The organism is Pedobacter sp. AC379 (assembly GCF_979258145.1).
On record NZ_OZ409839.1, the window covers coordinates 3,538,175 to 3,555,234 of the forward strand.

Below are 17,060 nucleotides of genomic sequence, written 5' to 3' on the forward strand. Positions count from 1 at the left end.
CTGGTATTATTTGTGTCTTTATGGTTCATAACCCCAAATGCTTTTTCACAAGTAAAAGACAACGTAATCTGGGTTTCCCAAAGTAATAACTCCTCCGAATCAATGCCCGTAGGAGGTGGCGATATTGGCTTAAATCTCTGGGTAGAAAAGGGTGAAGTATACCTCTTCTTATCGCGCAGCGGAACATTCGACGAAAACAATACTTTGCTTAAACTGGGGCGCGTAAAACTAAATTTAATTCCAAATCCATTCGAAGGAAAATCATTCAAACAAGAATTGATTTTAAAAGATGGTTATGCGCAGATTTCAGGCGAAAATGGAAAATTAAACGCTCAAATTAAAGTCTGGGTTGATGTTTTTAATCCGGTAATCCACCTTAATGTTAAATGCAATCAAAAAATTACAACCGAAGCAAGTTATGAAAGCTGGCGTTTTGAAGACCGCATCACAAAAGGCAAAGAAAATAACCAAAATTCGTATAAATGGGCACCTCAAGGCATTGTAAAAACATATAAAGATGAAATAGCCTTTAAAAACAATACGATTCAATTCTATCACCAAAATAAACCTGAAACAGTATTTGATATTGTTGTAAAGCAACAAGGGTTGGAAGAAAGAAAGGCTGAATTATTTAATCCTTTGAAAAATTTAATCTTCGGAGGCTTAATGGAAGGCCAGAATATGTTACCCGCCGGAAACTATACCGGAATATACTTAAATACACCTTTTAAAGCCTGGAAATTAAGAAGTAAAACACCTTCAACTTCAAATCAGATTGCAATTACACTCAATACTTTAAACACGCCATCAATTGCTGAATGGAAAAAGGGCTTGAATGCTGTAAATTACAAAAATGACCAAAAAGCCAGTATAAAATGGTGGAATGATTACTTTAAAAAGAGTTTCATTTACATCAATGCTAAAGATGAAACAGCAAATCAAGCAGCAAAAAACTATCAATTGTTCCGCTATATGTTAGGCTGCAACGCTTTTGGCAAATACCCAACAAAGTTTAATGGTGGCCTTTTCACTTTCGACCCTCAGTTAACCGACACAACGTTAAAATATACGCCCGATTTTAGAAACTGGGGCGGTGGAACGCATACCGCTCAAAACCAACGCCTGGTATATTGGCCTATGTTAAAGAGCGGGGATATCGACCTGATGAAGCCTCAATTCGATTTTTATTTGAATTTATTAAAAAATGCAGAAATCAGAACAGAAGCTGCCTGGGGGCACAAAGGCGCAAGTTTTACCGAGCAATTAGAAAATTTCGGCTTACCAAACCCTGCTGAGTATGGTTGGAAACGCCCTGCCGATTTTAATAAAGGCGTGGAATACAATGCCTGGTTAGAATACGAGTGGGATACCGTTTTGGAGTTTTGTATGATGATTTTGGAAACCGAAAGCTATGGCGGCAAAAATATTGATAAATACCTCCCTTTAATTGAAAGCTCACTTACTTTTTTTAAAGAACATTATACTTATTTGGCCAAGCAAAGAGGGGCAAAAGCTTTAGATGCAGATGGTCATTTGGTTTTATACCCTGGTTCAGGGGCCGAAACTTATAAAATGGCTTACAATTCTACCTCTACAGTTGCGGCTTTGAAAACGGTTTTAGAAAGAGTGATAGAACAACCTTCTTTATCTGAAGCTAAGAAAACGGAGTGGAAAGCCATGCTGAAAACCATTCCGCCAATAAGTTTCAGGGCATTCGACGGACATACCACCATTTCTCCAGCAAAACTTTGGGAACGCATTAATAATACTGAAAGTCCGCAATTATACCCTGTATTTCCTTGGGGCATGTATGGGATACGGAAGCCTGGTTTAGATACTGCAATTAATACTTTTAAATATGATACCGATGTGCTTAAATTCCGAAGTCATGTTGGATGGAAACAGGATAATATATTTGCGGCAAGGCTCGGTTTAACAGAAGATGCTGCAAAATTAACTACTGCTAAACTAAAAGATTCAGGGAGAAGGTTTCCTGCATTTTGGGGGCCAGGTTTCGACTGGACTCCAGACCACAATTGGGGCGGATCAGGCATGATCGGTATACAGGAAATGCTGATGCAGGTTGATGGAAAGAAAATATATCTGTTTCCAGCATGGCCAAAAGATTGGGATGTTCATTTCAAACTTTATGCGCCATATCAAACCACCGTTGAAGGCAGCTTAAAGAATGGAAAATTGATAGATTTAAAAGTATTGCCGGCATCAAGGAAAGCGGATATAATAAATATGATTAACTAATCGGTATCCTCATCCCTGAACTTTTTTCAGGACTTAATCAGCATGAAAAACGCTTTTATGAATTTAGGGATACGACACAATAAAAAATAAAAAAATGGATTTACAATTAAAAGAAAAAGTGATCATCATCACTGGTGCTGCAAAGGGTATTGGTAGAAGTATTGCAGAAGTTTTTGCAAAGGAAAATGCAATTGCAGTAATCGTAGGTAGAAAAGCAGAAGACAATCAAAAAGTAGTTGATGCAATTGCCGCAAATGGAGGAAAAGCAGCGCAATTTGTAGCGGAGCTTTCAAACCCTGACGATTGCGAATCAGTTGTGAAAAATATCATGGCCAAATTTGGCAAAATCGACGGTTTAGTGAATAACGCAGGCGTTAATGATGGCGTGGGCTTAGAAAGTGGAAATTATAAAGATTTTATGGCCTCATTACATAAAAATGTAGTGCATTATTATTTGATGGCACACCATGCACTGCCAGAATTAATTAAAAGCAAAGGTGCAATTGTAAACATCACTTCTAAAACTGCAGAAACCGGACAAGGAAATACCTCGGCCTATGCTGCTGCAAATGGAGGTAGAAATGCCTTAACAAGAGAATGGGCCGTAGAGTTGCTTAAATATGGCATTCGTGTAAATGCAGTGGTGGTTGCCGAATGTTGGACACCCGCTTACGAAACCTGGATTGAAACTTTGGATAACGCGGAAGAGAAACTAAAAGAAATTACTTCTAAAATTCCATTGGAAAATAGAATGACAACCGCTGAGGAAATTGCAAATATGACGGCCTTTTTAATGTCGAATAAATCAAGCCATACCACCGGACAGATTATTCATGTTGATGGCGGTTATGTACATTTAGACCGAGCTTTGGCAAACGCATAGCGAGTTTTCAGTTAACAGTTCCCAATTACAGTTAACCGATAAATTAATTTATACAATTAACCTTCATTAAAATGAAAACCCTTACCTGTACAACACCCGGAACTTTCGAATATTCAGAAACAGCAAAACCTGAGCTTAAAAAGGACCATGCGATTATAAAAATTAAAAGAATCGGCATTTGCGGAACCGATTTACATGCTTTTGAAGGTACCCAACCTTTCTTTAATTACCCAAGAGTATTAGGTCACGAGTTATCTGGCGAATTGGTTGAAGCCGATGGAGCCACAGGTTTCAAAATAGGAGAGTCTGTTACCTTTATTCCATACTTTAATTGTGGCGAATGTATTGCCTGCCGGATTAATAAACCCAACTGCTGTGTTAAAATGCAGGTTTGCGGGGTACATGTAGATGGTGGTATGCGCGAATATTTACAGGTTCCATCAAAAACACTTTTACATGGCGAAGGCTTGAGTTATGATGAACTGGCTTTAGTAGAACCTTTAGCCATCGGGGCGCATGGTGTTCGCAGGGCAGATGTACAACCTGGAGAATTTGTACTGGTTATCGGTGCCGGGCCAATTGGTTTAGGTACGATGGAATTCGCCCGAATTGCAGGAGCAAATGTAATCGCTTTGGATATTAATGAAGACCGTTTGGCATTCTGTAAAGATAAATTAAAAGTTGCACATGTAGTTAATGCATTATCACCTGACGTAACACAACAACTTAGCAACATTACCAATGGCGATATGCCAACGGTAGTAATTGATGCTACAGGTAATCAAAAAGCAATCAATAACGCCATAAATTACATGGCTCATGGCGCACGGTTTGTTTTAATCGGACTTCAGAAAGGGGATTTAATTTTTAATCATCCTGAGTTTCATAAGCGGGAATCGACATTAATGAGCAGCAGGAATGCTACCATTGAAGATTTCGAGCATGTAATTAAATCGATGAAAGCTGGTTTGGTTAATCCCACCAATTACATTACGCACCAGGTAAAATTTGAAGAAGTGAAAGATAAGTTTGAAAGCTGGTTAGATCCAAAAAATGGTGTGATTAAAACAGTGGTTAGTATGAACTGACATGATCTATCTAATTCTAACACGGTCTTCATTCCCGCGCAGGCGGAAATTTTAAAGCACTTGCCGACTTTATCAACTAAATACATGTAAGTGATATTTTAGTTACGCGTGCACCTAAACTTGTTTCAGGATCTATCCTGTTAGGCACTCCTAAAAAGATCCTGAAACAAGTTCAGGAAGACGATGCATAAAAAGTAATCGTCCTCGTTTGTAACGAGGATGCATGAAAATGGCGATTGTATCGCCTAAAGCAATTTAGCTTTATGATTTATACAAATACTTAATAATGAATAAGTTATTATATGTAAAGTAAGATCCTAAAACAAGTTCAGGAAGACGATTGCATAAAAAGTAATCGTCCTCGTTTGTAACGAGGATGCACGAAAATGGCGATTGTATCGCCTTCAGCAATTTAACTTTATGATTTGTACAAATACTTAATAATGAATAAGTTATTTTATGTAAAGTAAAATCCTGAAACAAGTTCAGGAGGACGATCGCAGGGAAGGAATCAAAGGCGAGGAAGATCAAAGGCGAGGACTATCGCAGCGAATGACGATCAAAAGGTAGAACGATCACAGGGAATACGATCAATAATGAGGATATTGACTAATCCTAAAATAGGTTGACACTTATTTAAGGTCAAATATAATCCTTGTTGAGTAATATCGGCAAGGATTTTTTGTATACCTGATCGGGTGTTTTGTAACCTAATGAGAGGTGTGGCCTTCTGCTATTGTAAAGACCTATTGCTTCTCGGATTAATGTCCTGGCCTGATCAATGTTTTTGGGTTTGACGATAATGAACTCATACTTGAGAATCCCGTTTATCCGTTCTGCCAAAGCATTTTGATAGCAATCGTATCCATCGGTCATGGATGGAAGGATTCCGTTGCTGGATAGTATCTCCTGATATTGCGAAGAACAATACTGTAGTCCCCGATCAGAATGGTGAATCAGTTCCTGAGTAGTTGTACGTCCTTTTATTGCCATCTTCAATGCTACCGACACCCCGTCGGTATGGAGGCTTTCATGCAGGTGATAACCAACTATCTTTCTGGAGAATGCATCTGTAACCAAGCTTAAGTAGCCCGTTTTTTCTGCCGTATCGATGTAGGTTATATCACTAACCCAGAATTCATCTGCACGAACGGCCTTGCGGTTTTTATATAAGTTAGGGTGTTTATGTAACCAATGTTTTGAGTTTGTTGTCTTTTGATAGGAACGCCTCGGCTTAATCAGCAAATGCTCCGAACGCAGAAAGGCGAACAACCCATCCCTACCTATCTTAATCCCTTTATCAACAAATACCCCCTTAAGCTGATGGTACAGTTTTCTAGTGCCTAGTCTGGGTAAACTCATGCGTTCTTGCACAACAGCAAGTTTAACTTGTTGCAGTTTCTTAAGCCTTATGTTGGCACGCTGTTCCCGCTGATAATATCCCTGGCGACTGATCCCAAACAATCTGCAGGCCTTTAAAAGGCTTACTTTTCCTTGGCTTTTGAGCCTTTGGACTGCTTGGGTAAAGGCTTTTTTGGCAAAGGGATGCCGTGTTCCTTTTGCAGGATATCAAACATGGTTGTATAGATCAGGTTTCGGTCCTGTTCATTTTTTAAAGCTGTTTCAAGTTGCTTGATTCGTTGCTCCGGGGTAAGTTCTTTATCCTTATCCATGCTATACTGTTTTGGAAGGGTCCAATCTAAGTTACCATGTTTTCTTAACCAAACCAAAACAGTGCTCCGCCCCTGGATACCGTAATGTTGCTGGGCTTTTTTATAAGTGAGCTCGCCTTTTTCAACCTGTTGAACAACCTGCAATTTAAAGGCAAGGCTGTAATCGCGCTGACTGCGCCTGATGATCTTTTTGCTGTGTTTTTTCATAATAAGTCAACTTGTGTGTCAACTTATTTTAGGACGGGACATATGTAATAAAAAAGCCGATAATCGTTTAATTACCGGCTTTTTTATCGAACATCGTTAAAACTATTTATAAAAAACCTCGTTCCAATGCAATTCATTCCTGAATTGATTGATCTTGGTATCAGCTCCAATATTTACATATTCTAAACCAGCAATATTGGCAAAATCCAATAAATGTTCAGTAGTTAAATTCTGACTATAAGCAGTATGATGTGCACCACCAGCATAAATCCATGCGGCACAACCGGTTTTCATATCAGGGAGTGGTTTCCACAATACACGGGCTACCGGTAAGTTTGGTAAATCATGTTCAGCCTCAACAGCTTTTACTTCATTTACCAATAAACGGAAACGGTTGCCCATATCAATTAAAGATGCGTTTAATGCATCGCCACCAGCAACATTAAAAACTAAACGTGCAGGATCTGCCTTTCCTCCAATACCCAATGGATGTACCTCTAAACTTGCTTTTCCACTCGCCAATGAAGCATCAACCTCGAGCATATGCGAACCTAAAACCATCGAATTTGCCGGATCGAAATGATAAGTATAATCTTCCATAAATGCATTGCCGCCTGCTAAACCTGCGCCCATTACCTTACAGGCACGTACTAAAGCTGCAGTTTTCCAATCGCCTTCACCTGCAAAACCATAACCATCGGCCATTAAACGCTGTGCTGCAATCCCAGGTAATTGAATCATACCATGTAAATCTTCAAACGTATCAGAGAAACCCTTAAAGCCTCCATCTGTCAAGAATTTTCTTAAACCCAATTCAATTTTCGCGGCCTCGTAAACAGATGAATGTCTGGCACCGCCAACTTTTAAATCGTCGGCCATTTCGTAAGTAGCTTCATATTCTTTTACTAATGTTTGAATCGAATCTTCACTTATTCCATTAATAACGGCTACTAAATCACCTATCCCATAAGTATTTACGGCAAAACCAAATTTCATTTCAGCTTCTACTTTATCTCCATCTGTAACGGCAACATAACGCATATTATCGCCAAAACGGGCAAATTTAGCCCCTTGCCAATCGTGCCAGCCAGCAGCGGCCCTGCACCAGGTATCAATCTGTTTAGCTACTTCTTCATCCTGCCAATGGCCTACAACCACTTTTCGATCTTTACGCATACGCGAAACCATAAAACCAAACTCACGGTCGCCATGCGCACTTTGGTTCAGGTTCATGAAATCCATATCAATGGTATTCCATGGAATATCACGGTTAAATTGCGTATGTAAGTGCAATAATGGTTTTTGCAAAACATTTAAACCCCTGATCCACATTTTAGCAGGAGAGAAGGTGTGCATCCAGGTAATTACCCCAATACAATTTTCATCAATATTGGCTTGTTGCAAGGTTTCGAAAATCTCTTCGGTTGTTTTTACAATTGGCTTGTACACTACCGAAACAGAAATTTTTCCATTCTGGTTTAACGAATCGGCCACTTGTTGTGCGTGTTCTGCTACTTGTTTTAAGGTTTCTTCACCGTACAAATGTTGAGTACCTGTAATAAACCAAACTTGTAATTTTTTTAAATCAATCATTACTATTTATGTTATTTTTAATTTATTCAATGCCATGGTCTGTGTCCTCACAGACCATTATGTATATCTTTTAAAGCCTACCACTCTTCTTCCTCGGTCTGTATCCTTAAAGACCATTATTCATATTCTTTTTTTGAAAAGCAAGGTTCTGTATTTCATCGGTTAGGGTAGTCCTGCTTTCCGTTTTATTCACCCACCTGCGGTTGGGTTCATGCTCACTCCAATCAGGTTTAGGTTACTTAGGTAAACCTTACCCTGTTAAACCCGACAGCAGCGGCAGCTCCCGATTCTTTATCGGGACTATAGCGAATGGCGGGGCTTTCGTTCCCCAAGCACTACTGTACCTGCTTTCCAAAACTTATTATGCAACGCTATTTCTGCACCCAAGACTAAAGACTTTAGACTCGTGACTAAAAACTACCTCAACGCTGTCCATAATAAGCACTATCACCATGTTTTCGCTCATAGTGTTTTTCAATCAGCGAATCTTTCAGCTTCGGTGCCTTCGGATTGATCTGTTCGGTTAACAAAGCCATTTGCGCTACAGTTTCCAAAACAGCACTATTGTAAACCGCTTTCTCGGCCGTTTTTCCCCAGGTAAAAGGAGCGTGGTTCCCCACCAAAATCATTTCCACTTCTTGATAACTTAAACCTAAACTTTCAAAATGGTTCATAATTTGGAAACCCGTTTCGTACTCGTAATTTCCTTTGATCATTTCATCAGCCATTGGTGGTGCACATGGAATATCAACTGTTAAATGGTCGGCATGGGTTGTTCCAAATATTGGAATTGCCCTTTGTGCCTGTGCCCATGCTGTACCGTAAGTAGAATGTGTATGCACAATTCCACCAATTTCTTCCCAATGTTTATATAAAACGGCATGGGTTTTAGTATCTGATGATGGGCGTAAACTTCCTTCCATGGTATTTCCGTCAAAATCTACAATGACCATTTTCTCTGGCGATAAATCCTCATAAGGTACACCACTAGGTTTAATGGCAAAAACACCTTTCGACCGATCTGCAGCACTCACATTTCCGAAGGTAAAAAGTACCAAGCCCAATTTTGGCAACTGCATATTGGCCTGGTAAGCCTGTTCTTTTATATCCTGATAGTTGCTCATGATAGATAAGGTTTTACATCTTTTTTATTGTATTTTTCCAGGTATCTGCCTAATCCCAAATATTGTTGGTAATGCTGGCGGTAAAGTTTCTGCTTTTTAATATTAGGCTTATATTCTTTCTCAAATCCAGTTCCCATGGCCGCCATTGCTGCTTCAATGTTTGGATACACACCGGCTGCTACCGCTGCAAACATCGCTGCACCTAAGGCACAGGTATGCTCAAAACGGTGAATTCTGATTGGCATTTCCAATACATCAGCCATCATTTGCATAATATAGGCCGATTTTTTAGCTACACCACCAATACCAATAATGCCTTTAACAGGCACACCTTGCTCTTTAAAACGATCTACAATAGCTTTGGCACCAAAACATGTTGCGGCAGCCAATGCACGAAAGAAACGTGGAGCGTCGGTTCCTAAACCCAAACCCGTAATTGCGCCTTTAAGTTCCTGGTTTGCATCTGGTGTTCTGCGACCGTTTAACCAGTCTATTGCCAGCTCAGCATAATCGCCATCGGGTAAGGCAGCAGCTTGGGTACTTAACTTTGCAATTATTTTCCCTTCCAATTCTGCCTTTAATGCATGAGCAGTAGCTTCATCAATCACTTCAGATTCGGCAAGTAAATGATTTAGAGGCCAACTGATTAAATTCTTAAACCATGCATAAACATCACCAAAAGCAGATTGACCAGCTTCTAAACCAGCCATACCTGGTATTACAGATCCATTTACCTGCCCGCAGATACCATTGATTAATTTTCCGTGTAAATCCTGGTTCGGTGCCAACAGGATATCGCAGGTACTTGTACCCATTACCTTACTGAGGTAATAGGGCTCAATTTGCCCGCCAACAGCCCCCATATGTGCATCAAATGCACCAACGCCAACTATAACATCTTTACTTAAGCCGAGTTTTGTTGCCCATTCTTCGCTTAAGGTACCAGCAGCAATATCAGAAGTATAAGTATCGTTAAATAATTTTTCTCTAAATCCAGCTAAAAGCGGATCAAGGCTGCTAAAAAAATCTTCTGGAGGTAAACCGTCAAATTCTTCGGCCCATAAGGCTTTATGCCCAGCGGCACAACGGCTGCGTTTCATTTCCTTAATGTCGTTTCCACCACAAAGTAAAAATGGGATCCAGTCGCAATGCTCAACCCATGATGCTGCACCTTTTTTAATAGTAGAATCTATCCTTAAAATGTGTAATAATTTAGCCCAAAACCATTCAGACGAGTAAATTCCGCCCACGTATTTAAGGTAATTGGTGCTGAACTTTGTAGCATGTTCATTAATCTCGGCTGCTTCTTTAACCGATGTATGATCTTTCCAAAGCACAAACATAGCATTTGGATTCTCTTCAAAATCTTTAGTCAATGCAAGGGGAGTACCTGTTGCATCAACTGCCACAGGACTAGAACCTGTTGTATCAACTGAAATTCCTTTTACCAGGTGTGCAATTTCTGCTCCACCGGCTTTTTCAAGGCAATCTTTTATCGTGTGGGTTAAACCTTCAATATAATCTAAGGGGTGCTGGCGAAACTGATTTACAGCGGGCTTACAATATAAACCTTTCTGCCATCGTGGATAGAGGAAAACAGATGAGGCAATCTCTTTTCCGTTTGCGGTATCGACTAGAACAGACCGGACAGAATCCGTCCCGTAATCTACTCCAATTACATAATTTGCTGTGCTCATAACAATAAATAAATGTCTAATTAACGTTTATTTATTTGAATTAAAAAATTTAATTGATTTTTTAATCCGAAAGCTTGATTGTAAGTGGATATAGCATATATAAGTTTGATTTATATATTCATCATTATATAGTATGGATGTGTTTTTTCGAGAAGAATGTGACCAAGTTTGCTGATCTTAAAGAATTATAAGTAATTGTTATATAAATACTAGCAGTAAATGGAATTTTGCGAAGTAAATTACAGCCCAAATAATAGCCATAGAGAAAGATGCGGCACTGAAATGTTCCGTGCCGCATCTTAATATGTACTAACTTAATTTGCGCTCACCTTTATCGAAGAAATATTATCATCAAAGTTTTCATCTGATAAGCAAGTGTTATCGGCCGTAAGTGTTATTGATGGCCCTGTAAAATTGTCGCCCTGATAAAGCTGTATTTTAATACCCGAAGGAACTGAAATAGAAGATATGGCATCGTTTGTTACACCAAGAGCAGCCAACTGTGCTGTGGTATAATTTCCTATCGGGAGTTGTTTTGCCCAGCCTTTATACTGGCATTCTTGAAATACGGATGCTTTTCTGGTTTTGTAAACCCTTACCCAGTCAATATCCATAAAATCAGGGTAGGTTCCTGTAAAACGATCTCCACCAAATCCGGTAATTTCCTGACTAAAAATAAGGTATTCGCTCGTATGAGAAATAGCAGTACTGGTGCGCCATCTCTCCACGCCATCAACATAAAATATATAAGCCGAAGATGTCCATTCCACACCAAAAGTATGAAAGCCATATTGAAGTCCGCTTATGGTTTCCAATGATCCAATAGTTTGATGATCAGCACCATAACCATTCCAATGTAGGTTGTGGCGGGCAATATTAGCTCCATTAGCCATATGGTGCTCAAAAACATCAATTTCAGTTCCAGAAACACCTGGATCATTTGTATTACCATAGGTGGGTGATTGTATCCAGAAAGAACAATGCGGACCAACTGTTCGATTTACAAGCACACGGCATTCAAAATAACCGTATTTCTGTAAAAACGAGTTTTGAGTCGAAATCTGACTCGCGGTAAAGCTATCACCGTTTCTTTTTGCCGCTAACCTTAAAATGCCGGCCCCACTTACTGCATACGATACATTTGAACGCAGAATTGTTGCATATCCTCTAACCGTATTTTCGGCCCTGTAGTTCCAGCGGGCATTAAGTGGACCAACGCCATCAAAATTATCTTCCAATGTTAACGTGTAATCATCAAGGTTAACGGAGCTGGCAGTCAATTCGGTTTGTGCCTTTGCCGAAATCTTTTCTTTGGTTGAAATGGTTTTTTCCTGATTGCTCTTTTTACAACTGAACAAACATGCTCCGATAAGGAGTGTTGATAGAATTTTTTTCATATTGGTAATTGATTTATAAGTGGTTATCCAAATCTACCGAACATAAAATTTACAGTAGGGGTAATATTATAAAGGAATAGGGGGATTTTTCTAAATAGTAACTTTTATCGGATGCCCATCCATTTTAATAAAAATTGAAAAAACCGTGTTGGAAATACTTAAGTGTACATTAAATACAAGTTGCTTTTTTCCGTACCGAATAAGAAATGAATACTATGACTTATAATAGGGAGAAAAAAAACTGTTTTTAAAACAAAAAGGAAGATCAATTGATCTCCCTTTTTCTATAATCCAGCTAGGATTTGCACCTAATGTGGGGCACTTAAAAATGTACAAACAATTGATGTTAAACAATTTAAGCTTCCCTTAATAACAACCAATATTCGAATTTTCGAGGTATTTAAGGAACCACTATCTCAAAAGTTAAAATATAAAACAGAATAAGTTATTGGCATATGCTACTAATTCTTGAATCTTTTAATTGCTTCGGTAGAAACAGGAGTGAAAAAATTTACGAGGTTACCGTCCGGGTCACGTAACAATAGGGATTTATTTCCCCAGGGCATTATTGTAGGCATTTGCACAATGTAAGGTTGAAGAAAGTCGGCTAGCCTATGATATTCACTATCTACATCCTCAACCATAAATTCTATGATTGCCGTTCTATTTTGGGCAGCTTTTGCAACTTCCTCACCTCCAAAAAACTGTAAGGTTCTTGTACTTCCTATCGCAAGTGTTGCTGCCTTGGTTTTTATCTCTGCAAAATCATCAGTGTGTTGTAATACCGGCATCTTTGTCAATCGCTCATAAAAGTTAACTAGCAATTTGACGTCTTCAGTAATAATTCTAATCGAAACTAAATTCATAATCCTAATTTTTGTGTAATCGTGTATTGGCCTTCGCCATTGCAAAGATAAATTAGGGTTAAGACAACAGTGTGTCAGGGGTATCAAAGTTTTTTTTCTTTTCTTCTAAGTACTCTGCCAGGGTTAGTTTGTGTGGTTGAAAACTCGAATCAAGCTTTTTAATTTTTTGAATTCTCTCTAGGCTAAACATTCTAAAATCTTTTCTCAACCTACAAAAAGCAATCAACAGCCAACTTTCTTTTAGGCTGAAATACAGCGCAAATGGCTCAATTTCGCGTTGAGTAAGCTCCCCTTTAAGATTTGATCGGTATGTGATTTCGAGCAGACTAAAAGAGGTGAGCGCATTTTGAATCAATGTCAGTGAATTACTTTGATGATTATGAAAAATTGCTGGACTAATCGCTATTCTATCAGATAGCAATGTCACTTTTTCTTTTGTTAAATGTTGGAGTACAGATTTTATTTTGCTGATCGCTGCCTGGTATTCTCTGCTTAGTGATGTGTCGGAACCTTTAAATAGAATCTGTTCAGCAGTGATTAAAGCACTGGCTTCATTTTCTGTGAACATTATAGGTGGAACCCTATATCCATCCATTAGACTATAGCCTTTGCCCTCCTCCTTATTAATGGGAATACCTGCTTGTTCCAACGCTTTTACATCACGATAAATAGTTCTGACACTTACATCAAACCTGTCGGCAAGCTCGCTGGCGGTCAACAATCGTTTGCTCTGCATTTGTGTGATAATTGCCGTAAGCCTTGATATTCGCTTGATATCAGCATCTTTCATTTTTTAAGGCTTTTAAGTGAAATTGGATTAAGATTTAACGCTTTAAAGATACATAAGACCGTCAAGAAAATTGATCATCAACATCAAATTATCAAAATGGTAGTTTTAATAATTGTTGTAATTATAGCTAAAGTTTGTAGAGGAAATTCAACATCCGATATTGGATTTCATTTATGATGTAGCTTACAGAGTTAAAACTCAATGTTAGGATTTTTTCGATGGGATTGAAATTATTCTAAGATATGGTGAGAAAATTTGTTTTAAAAACAAAAGGAAGATCAAATTGATCTTCCTTTTTCTGTGATCCCGCTGGGATTCGAACATAGTCCGAAAGCATGCGTTTAATCAATATTTATTGGTCTTTAGGTTCGATACTCACCTAATGACTCACCGCTTTTTGTTTCTTTTTTTACTGCAAATACTTTAGTATAAAAGTAATTTTTATTTTTGAATCTTAAAGCAATATTTTAAAATTCATCTAAGATCAATCTCTGGGATTTTTAGGATTTAGTAGTTCAATTTCTCTAGACACCAGCTGTCTTTGCTGCATAATTATTCAGGTATTCAATATTTGTTAGTAAATAATCTTACATGGTTCGATACCCATCTTTGTCGTAAATTAACACTTCCTTTTTAGCTCGCCTCATACCCATTTGGGTATTCATGCTTCGTCGATCATTTTCTATTTCCGGTATAGGCCAAGTACAACGCAAACATTAATTTGTTCTCAGGGACATTTAAGTCTAAAGGCTGCTCTACCGCCTGTGGGTTAGTTCCCATCCTTTTTAAGTTTGCCATCATCTGATAAGCATCACAGGTGTTGCGGCTAAATCTGTCCGATTTGGTAAAAAGGAGGAAATCCGACCGGTGTGGATATTCCGACCCATACTACACCACCCATTCCGAGGCATAGTGCACCAGTCATTCCGAGCCAAAGTACACCAGTTTTTGTTTGAGGTAATAAAATATTCCGAGGCAAAGTGCACCATTTTTGGTTCATTTCAGGATTATTTTTCTCTGCCATTCCGACACATACTGCACCACTATATTTAACCATATCATGCAATTGGGCATAGTTTAACCCGTCAATTATATAGGTTTGGTAAGCATCAAGCTTACCCCTGTAGATATGGCGAACAAACTGCTCAGCATGAATAAGATTAGACAGATACTCATTTTCCTCGATCAGGGCGTCTCCCAACGGAAAATAGAAAAAGAGGTCCGGGTCAACAGGCGTACGATCGCGAGTTACCTGGAAAAGTTCAGATCGACAGGTTTGACCTTTAATGGCTTGCTAAAGCTATCTGATAGGGATATCGATGAGATTCTTGGCCTTGTAAAGGAAGAGGTAATGGAGGATGCTGACCCCAGGCGGGTTCATTTCCTTGAACATTTGGAATATCACAATGAACAGCTCGCCTCCAAAGAAGGCGTAACCAGGTTATTGCTGTGGGAAGAGTATATTACCAATTATCCGGAAGGGTTTCAATATTCCAGATTCTGTGATCTGCTGCAGGAACATAACCGGGCCTCGAAGGCCGTTATGCATTTTGAGCATAAGCCAGCTGAGATGATGCAGGTAGATTTTGCCGGTGCGCCATTGCATTATCTGGATACTTCTACAGGAGAACTCGTTAGCTGTCCGGTGTTTCTTGCCATTCTTCCCTTTAGCGGTTACGGTTATGTGGAAGCACTTGTAGATGCGAAGTTACCCCAGGTTGTATCAGCATTGAACAAAGCACTCATCTATATTGGTGGTGTACCCAAAGGCGTAAAATCGGATAATATGAGGCAGTGGGTATCCAAAAGCTCAAAGTATGAACCTGTCTTTACCGAGATGCTGGAGCAATGGGCCAATCATAACAAGATTGCGCTTTTTGCTGCACGCCCGTATAAGCCAAAGGACAAGCCAAGCGTAGAGAACTTTGTGAGGATAGCCTACATGCGCATCTATGCGAAACTTAGGAACCAGACCTTCTACAGCCTTAAGGAATTGAATGCAGCGATCATGATTAAGCTGAATGAACATCACCAGCTTAGCTTCCAGCGCAAAAGTTTCAGCCGCTATGAGCTCTTCCATAATAATGAGTCCGCACTTTTGCAGCCACTTCCCGAATCACCTTTCTTTATCCAGCACTACACCAGGGCAAAAGTTCAGAAGAATTACCATGTGGTTATTGGTGAGGACTGGCACTATTACAGCGTTCCCTTTAGATATATTGGCAAAGAGGTCAGGATATCATATTGTATGGACAGCGTTGAGATCTTTCATAATTGCACGCGGATTGCCATACACGTCCGGAGTTTCAGAAAACACCATTTCACCACGGTAAGGGAACATATGCCTGAAGCTCATCAATCCTTTTCGGATGAAAAGGGATGGGATCCTGAATATTATCTGAAACAGGCTGAAAAAGCAGGTCAGAACACTTATGACTTTATTCAGAAGCTGATGCAGAGCAATCCCGTCATCCATCAATCATATGCTGGCTGCGCTGGACTGATGCGGCTCTTGAAAGCCTACGGGGCGGCAAGAATGGAAGCTGCCTGCAAAAGAGCACTCACCGGGCACAGGTTTAAATACACTGTAATAAAAAACATCCTTGACAATAATATGGACATGGTCAAGGAAACAGAACAGAAAGAATATAAGACACCACTACACCAGAACGTGAGAGGAGCCGAAGCATACAAAACCAACTAATAAAGATCAATATGAATACACAGAACACAGCAGATCAGATGAAAAGCCTAAGGCTCAGCGGAATGGCCAGGCGCTATGAGGCAACACTACAATTGCCAGTACACGAAATCCAAGACCCACATTCAATGCTTGCCATGCTTGTCCAGGCAGAAATCGAGTACCGTGAGCATGCAAGAACAGAAAAATATCTCAGGTTCAGTAAACTTAGATATCATGCACTTCCCGAAGATATACTCTGTACCTCCGAGCGTGGCATTACCCGTGAACAGGTACTAAGACTATCGGACGGCACTTTTATTGAACGTGGTGAAAATGTGCTCATTACGGGCGCTACCGGGTGCGGCAAAAGTTTCCTCGCCTGTGCACTGGGACGCAGTTCCTGCCTACTTGGATTCCGTACGCTATATTTCAGTATGAATAAGTTTCTGGATGCTCTTGCCCAGGCAAGGCTCGATGGAACTTACCTCCGATGGATTAAGGGGATATCCTCAAACAGGCTACTGATATTAGACGACTTCGGGCTTAAGCCCCTGAGCAATGATGCCAGGATTGCAATACTTGATATTCTGGAGGATAGATATGGCAACGGTGCGACAATAATAACCTCGCAGCTGCCAGTGGATAACTGGTATAACTTTATAGATGAACCCACACTTGCAGATGCAATTATGGACAGGCTGTCAGCATCTGCTCACAGAATTGCACTTACGGGCAAATCCATGAGAAATAAAAAAAATCATTAAGTTTACAGAATATCGCTTTGTCCAAAAGTGATATGG

The 17,060-nt window shown here is 39.6% G+C and carries 12 protein-coding genes and 1 pseudogene; 5 read left to right on the forward strand and 8 right to left on the reverse strand.

From position 1 onward, the window contains the following. Nucleotides 1–102: 102 nt before the first annotated feature. From ACZZZW_RS15435 to ACZZZW_RS15445, 3 genes are all read left to right on the forward strand, one after another. Nucleotides 103–2,259: a DUF5703 domain-containing protein gene (locus ACZZZW_RS15435; RefSeq protein ID WP_463494696.1), complete on the forward strand. Its 2,157-nt coding sequence runs from the start codon at nucleotides 103–105 to the stop codon at nucleotides 2,257–2,259. A 94-nt stretch (nucleotides 2,260–2,353) separates the two neighbouring features. Continuing rightward, nucleotides 2,354–3,142 carry an L-fucose dehydrogenase gene (locus tag ACZZZW_RS15440; protein WP_463494698.1) on the forward strand — a complete coding sequence of 263 codons (789 nt, stop codon included), beginning with the start codon at nucleotides 2,354–2,356 and terminating at the stop codon, nucleotides 3,140–3,142. A gap of 71 nt (nucleotides 3,143–3,213) precedes the next feature. After that, nucleotides 3,214–4,230: a zinc-binding alcohol dehydrogenase family protein gene (locus ACZZZW_RS15445; RefSeq protein WP_463494700.1), complete on the forward strand. Its 1,017-nt coding sequence runs from the start codon at nucleotides 3,214–3,216 to the stop codon at nucleotides 4,228–4,230. A 642-nt stretch (nucleotides 4,231–4,872) separates the two neighbouring features. Here the strand turns inward: ACZZZW_RS15445 and ACZZZW_RS15450 are convergent. The 8 genes and pseudogenes from ACZZZW_RS15450 to ACZZZW_RS15485 form a co-directional block, all read right to left on the reverse strand. After that, nucleotides 4,873–6,110, reverse strand: a protein-coding gene (locus tag ACZZZW_RS15450) for an IS3 family transposase (protein ID WP_463494702.1) whose coding sequence is annotated in 2 segments (ribosomal slippage) — nucleotides 4,873–5,768 and nucleotides 5,768–6,110 — 1,239 coding nt in all. Because the reading frame shifts where the segments join, the coding sequence is not laid out codon by codon here. Nucleotides 6,111–6,212: 102 nt separating this feature from the next. Further along, the gene (araA, locus tag ACZZZW_RS15455) at nucleotides 6,213–7,703 is read right to left on the reverse strand and encodes an L-arabinose isomerase (RefSeq protein WP_463494704.1); all 1,491 of its coding nucleotides are present in this window, start codon (nucleotides 7,701–7,703) and stop codon (nucleotides 6,213–6,215) included. Nucleotides 7,704–8,125: 422 nt separating this feature from the next. After that, on the reverse strand, nucleotides 8,126–8,827 hold the full coding sequence (locus tag ACZZZW_RS15460) for an L-ribulose-5-phosphate 4-epimerase (protein ID WP_463494706.1): 702 nt from the start codon (nucleotides 8,825–8,827) through the stop codon (nucleotides 8,126–8,128). Continuing rightward, complete coding sequence (locus ACZZZW_RS15465; protein ID WP_463494708.1) at nucleotides 8,824–10,524, reverse strand: ribulokinase; 1,701 nt, start codon at nucleotides 10,522–10,524, stop codon at nucleotides 8,824–8,826. Before ACZZZW_RS15465 ends, ACZZZW_RS15460 begins: the two co-directional genes overlap by 4 nt. 314 nt (nucleotides 10,525–10,838) lie before the next feature. Continuing rightward, nucleotides 10,839–11,921 carry a family 16 glycosylhydrolase gene (locus ACZZZW_RS15470; RefSeq protein ID WP_463494710.1) on the reverse strand — a complete coding sequence of 361 codons (1,083 nt, stop codon included), beginning with the start codon at nucleotides 11,919–11,921 and terminating at the stop codon, nucleotides 10,839–10,841. Nucleotides 11,922–12,382: 461 nt separating this feature from the next. Continuing rightward, nucleotides 12,383–12,787: a VOC family protein gene (locus ACZZZW_RS15475; RefSeq protein ID WP_463494712.1), complete on the reverse strand. Its 405-nt coding sequence runs from the start codon at nucleotides 12,785–12,787 to the stop codon at nucleotides 12,383–12,385. Between the two features lie 58 nt (nucleotides 12,788–12,845). Next, nucleotides 12,846–13,577, reverse strand: coding sequence for a helix-turn-helix transcriptional regulator (locus tag ACZZZW_RS15480; protein ID WP_463494714.1), 732 nt, complete (start codon nucleotides 13,575–13,577; stop codon nucleotides 12,846–12,848). Nucleotides 13,578–14,203: 626 nt separating this feature from the next. Further along, nucleotides 14,204–14,438 (reverse strand): annotated as a pseudogene (locus ACZZZW_RS15485) (recombinase family protein); the annotation flags it as partial. 268 nt (nucleotides 14,439–14,706) lie between these two features. Between ACZZZW_RS15485 and istA the strand changes: the two are divergent. Next, nucleotides 14,707–16,281, forward strand: coding sequence for an IS21 family transposase (gene istA, locus ACZZZW_RS15490; protein WP_463492071.1), 1,575 nt, complete (start codon nucleotides 14,707–14,709; stop codon nucleotides 16,279–16,281). Between the two features lie 11 nt (nucleotides 16,282–16,292). Beyond that, nucleotides 16,293–17,024, forward strand: coding sequence for an IS21-like element helper ATPase IstB (istB, locus tag ACZZZW_RS15495; RefSeq protein WP_055903061.1), 732 nt, complete (start codon nucleotides 16,293–16,295; stop codon nucleotides 17,022–17,024). Nucleotides 17,025–17,060 lie beyond the last annotated feature (36 nt).

Coding starts and splice junctions, on each gene's coding strand:
- ACZZZW_RS15435 (WP_463494696.1), top strand. CDS start 103: ATGCCCGTAGGAGGTGGCGATATTGGCTTAAATCTCTGGGTAGAAAAG.
- ACZZZW_RS15440 (WP_463494698.1), top strand. CDS start 2,354: ATGGATTTACAATTAAAAGAAAAAGTGATCATCATCACTGGTGCTGCA.
- ACZZZW_RS15445 (WP_463494700.1), top strand. CDS start 3,214: ATGAAAACCCTTACCTGTACAACACCCGGAACTTTCGAATATTCAGAA.
- araA (WP_463494704.1), bottom strand. CDS start 7,703: ATGATTGATTTAAAAAAATTACAAGTTTGGTTTATTACAGGTACTCAA.
- ACZZZW_RS15460 (WP_463494706.1), bottom strand. CDS start 8,827: ATGAGCAACTATCAGGATATAAAAGAACAGGCTTACCAGGCCAATATG.
- ACZZZW_RS15465 (WP_463494708.1), bottom strand. CDS start 10,524: ATGAGCACAGCAAATTATGTAATTGGAGTAGATTACGGGACGGATTCT.
- ACZZZW_RS15470 (WP_463494710.1), bottom strand. CDS start 11,921: ATGAAAAAAATTCTATCAACACTCCTTATCGGAGCATGTTTGTTCAGT.
- ACZZZW_RS15475 (WP_463494712.1), bottom strand. CDS start 12,787: ATGAATTTAGTTTCGATTAGAATTATTACTGAAGACGTCAAATTGCTA.
- ACZZZW_RS15480 (WP_463494714.1), bottom strand. CDS start 13,577: ATGAAAGATGCTGATATCAAGCGAATATCAAGGCTTACGGCAATTATC.
- istA (WP_463492071.1), top strand. CDS start 14,707: ATGGCGAACAAACTGCTCAGCATGAATAAGATTAGACAGATACTCATT.
- istB (WP_055903061.1), top strand. CDS start 16,293: ATGAATACACAGAACACAGCAGATCAGATGAAAAGCCTAAGGCTCAGC.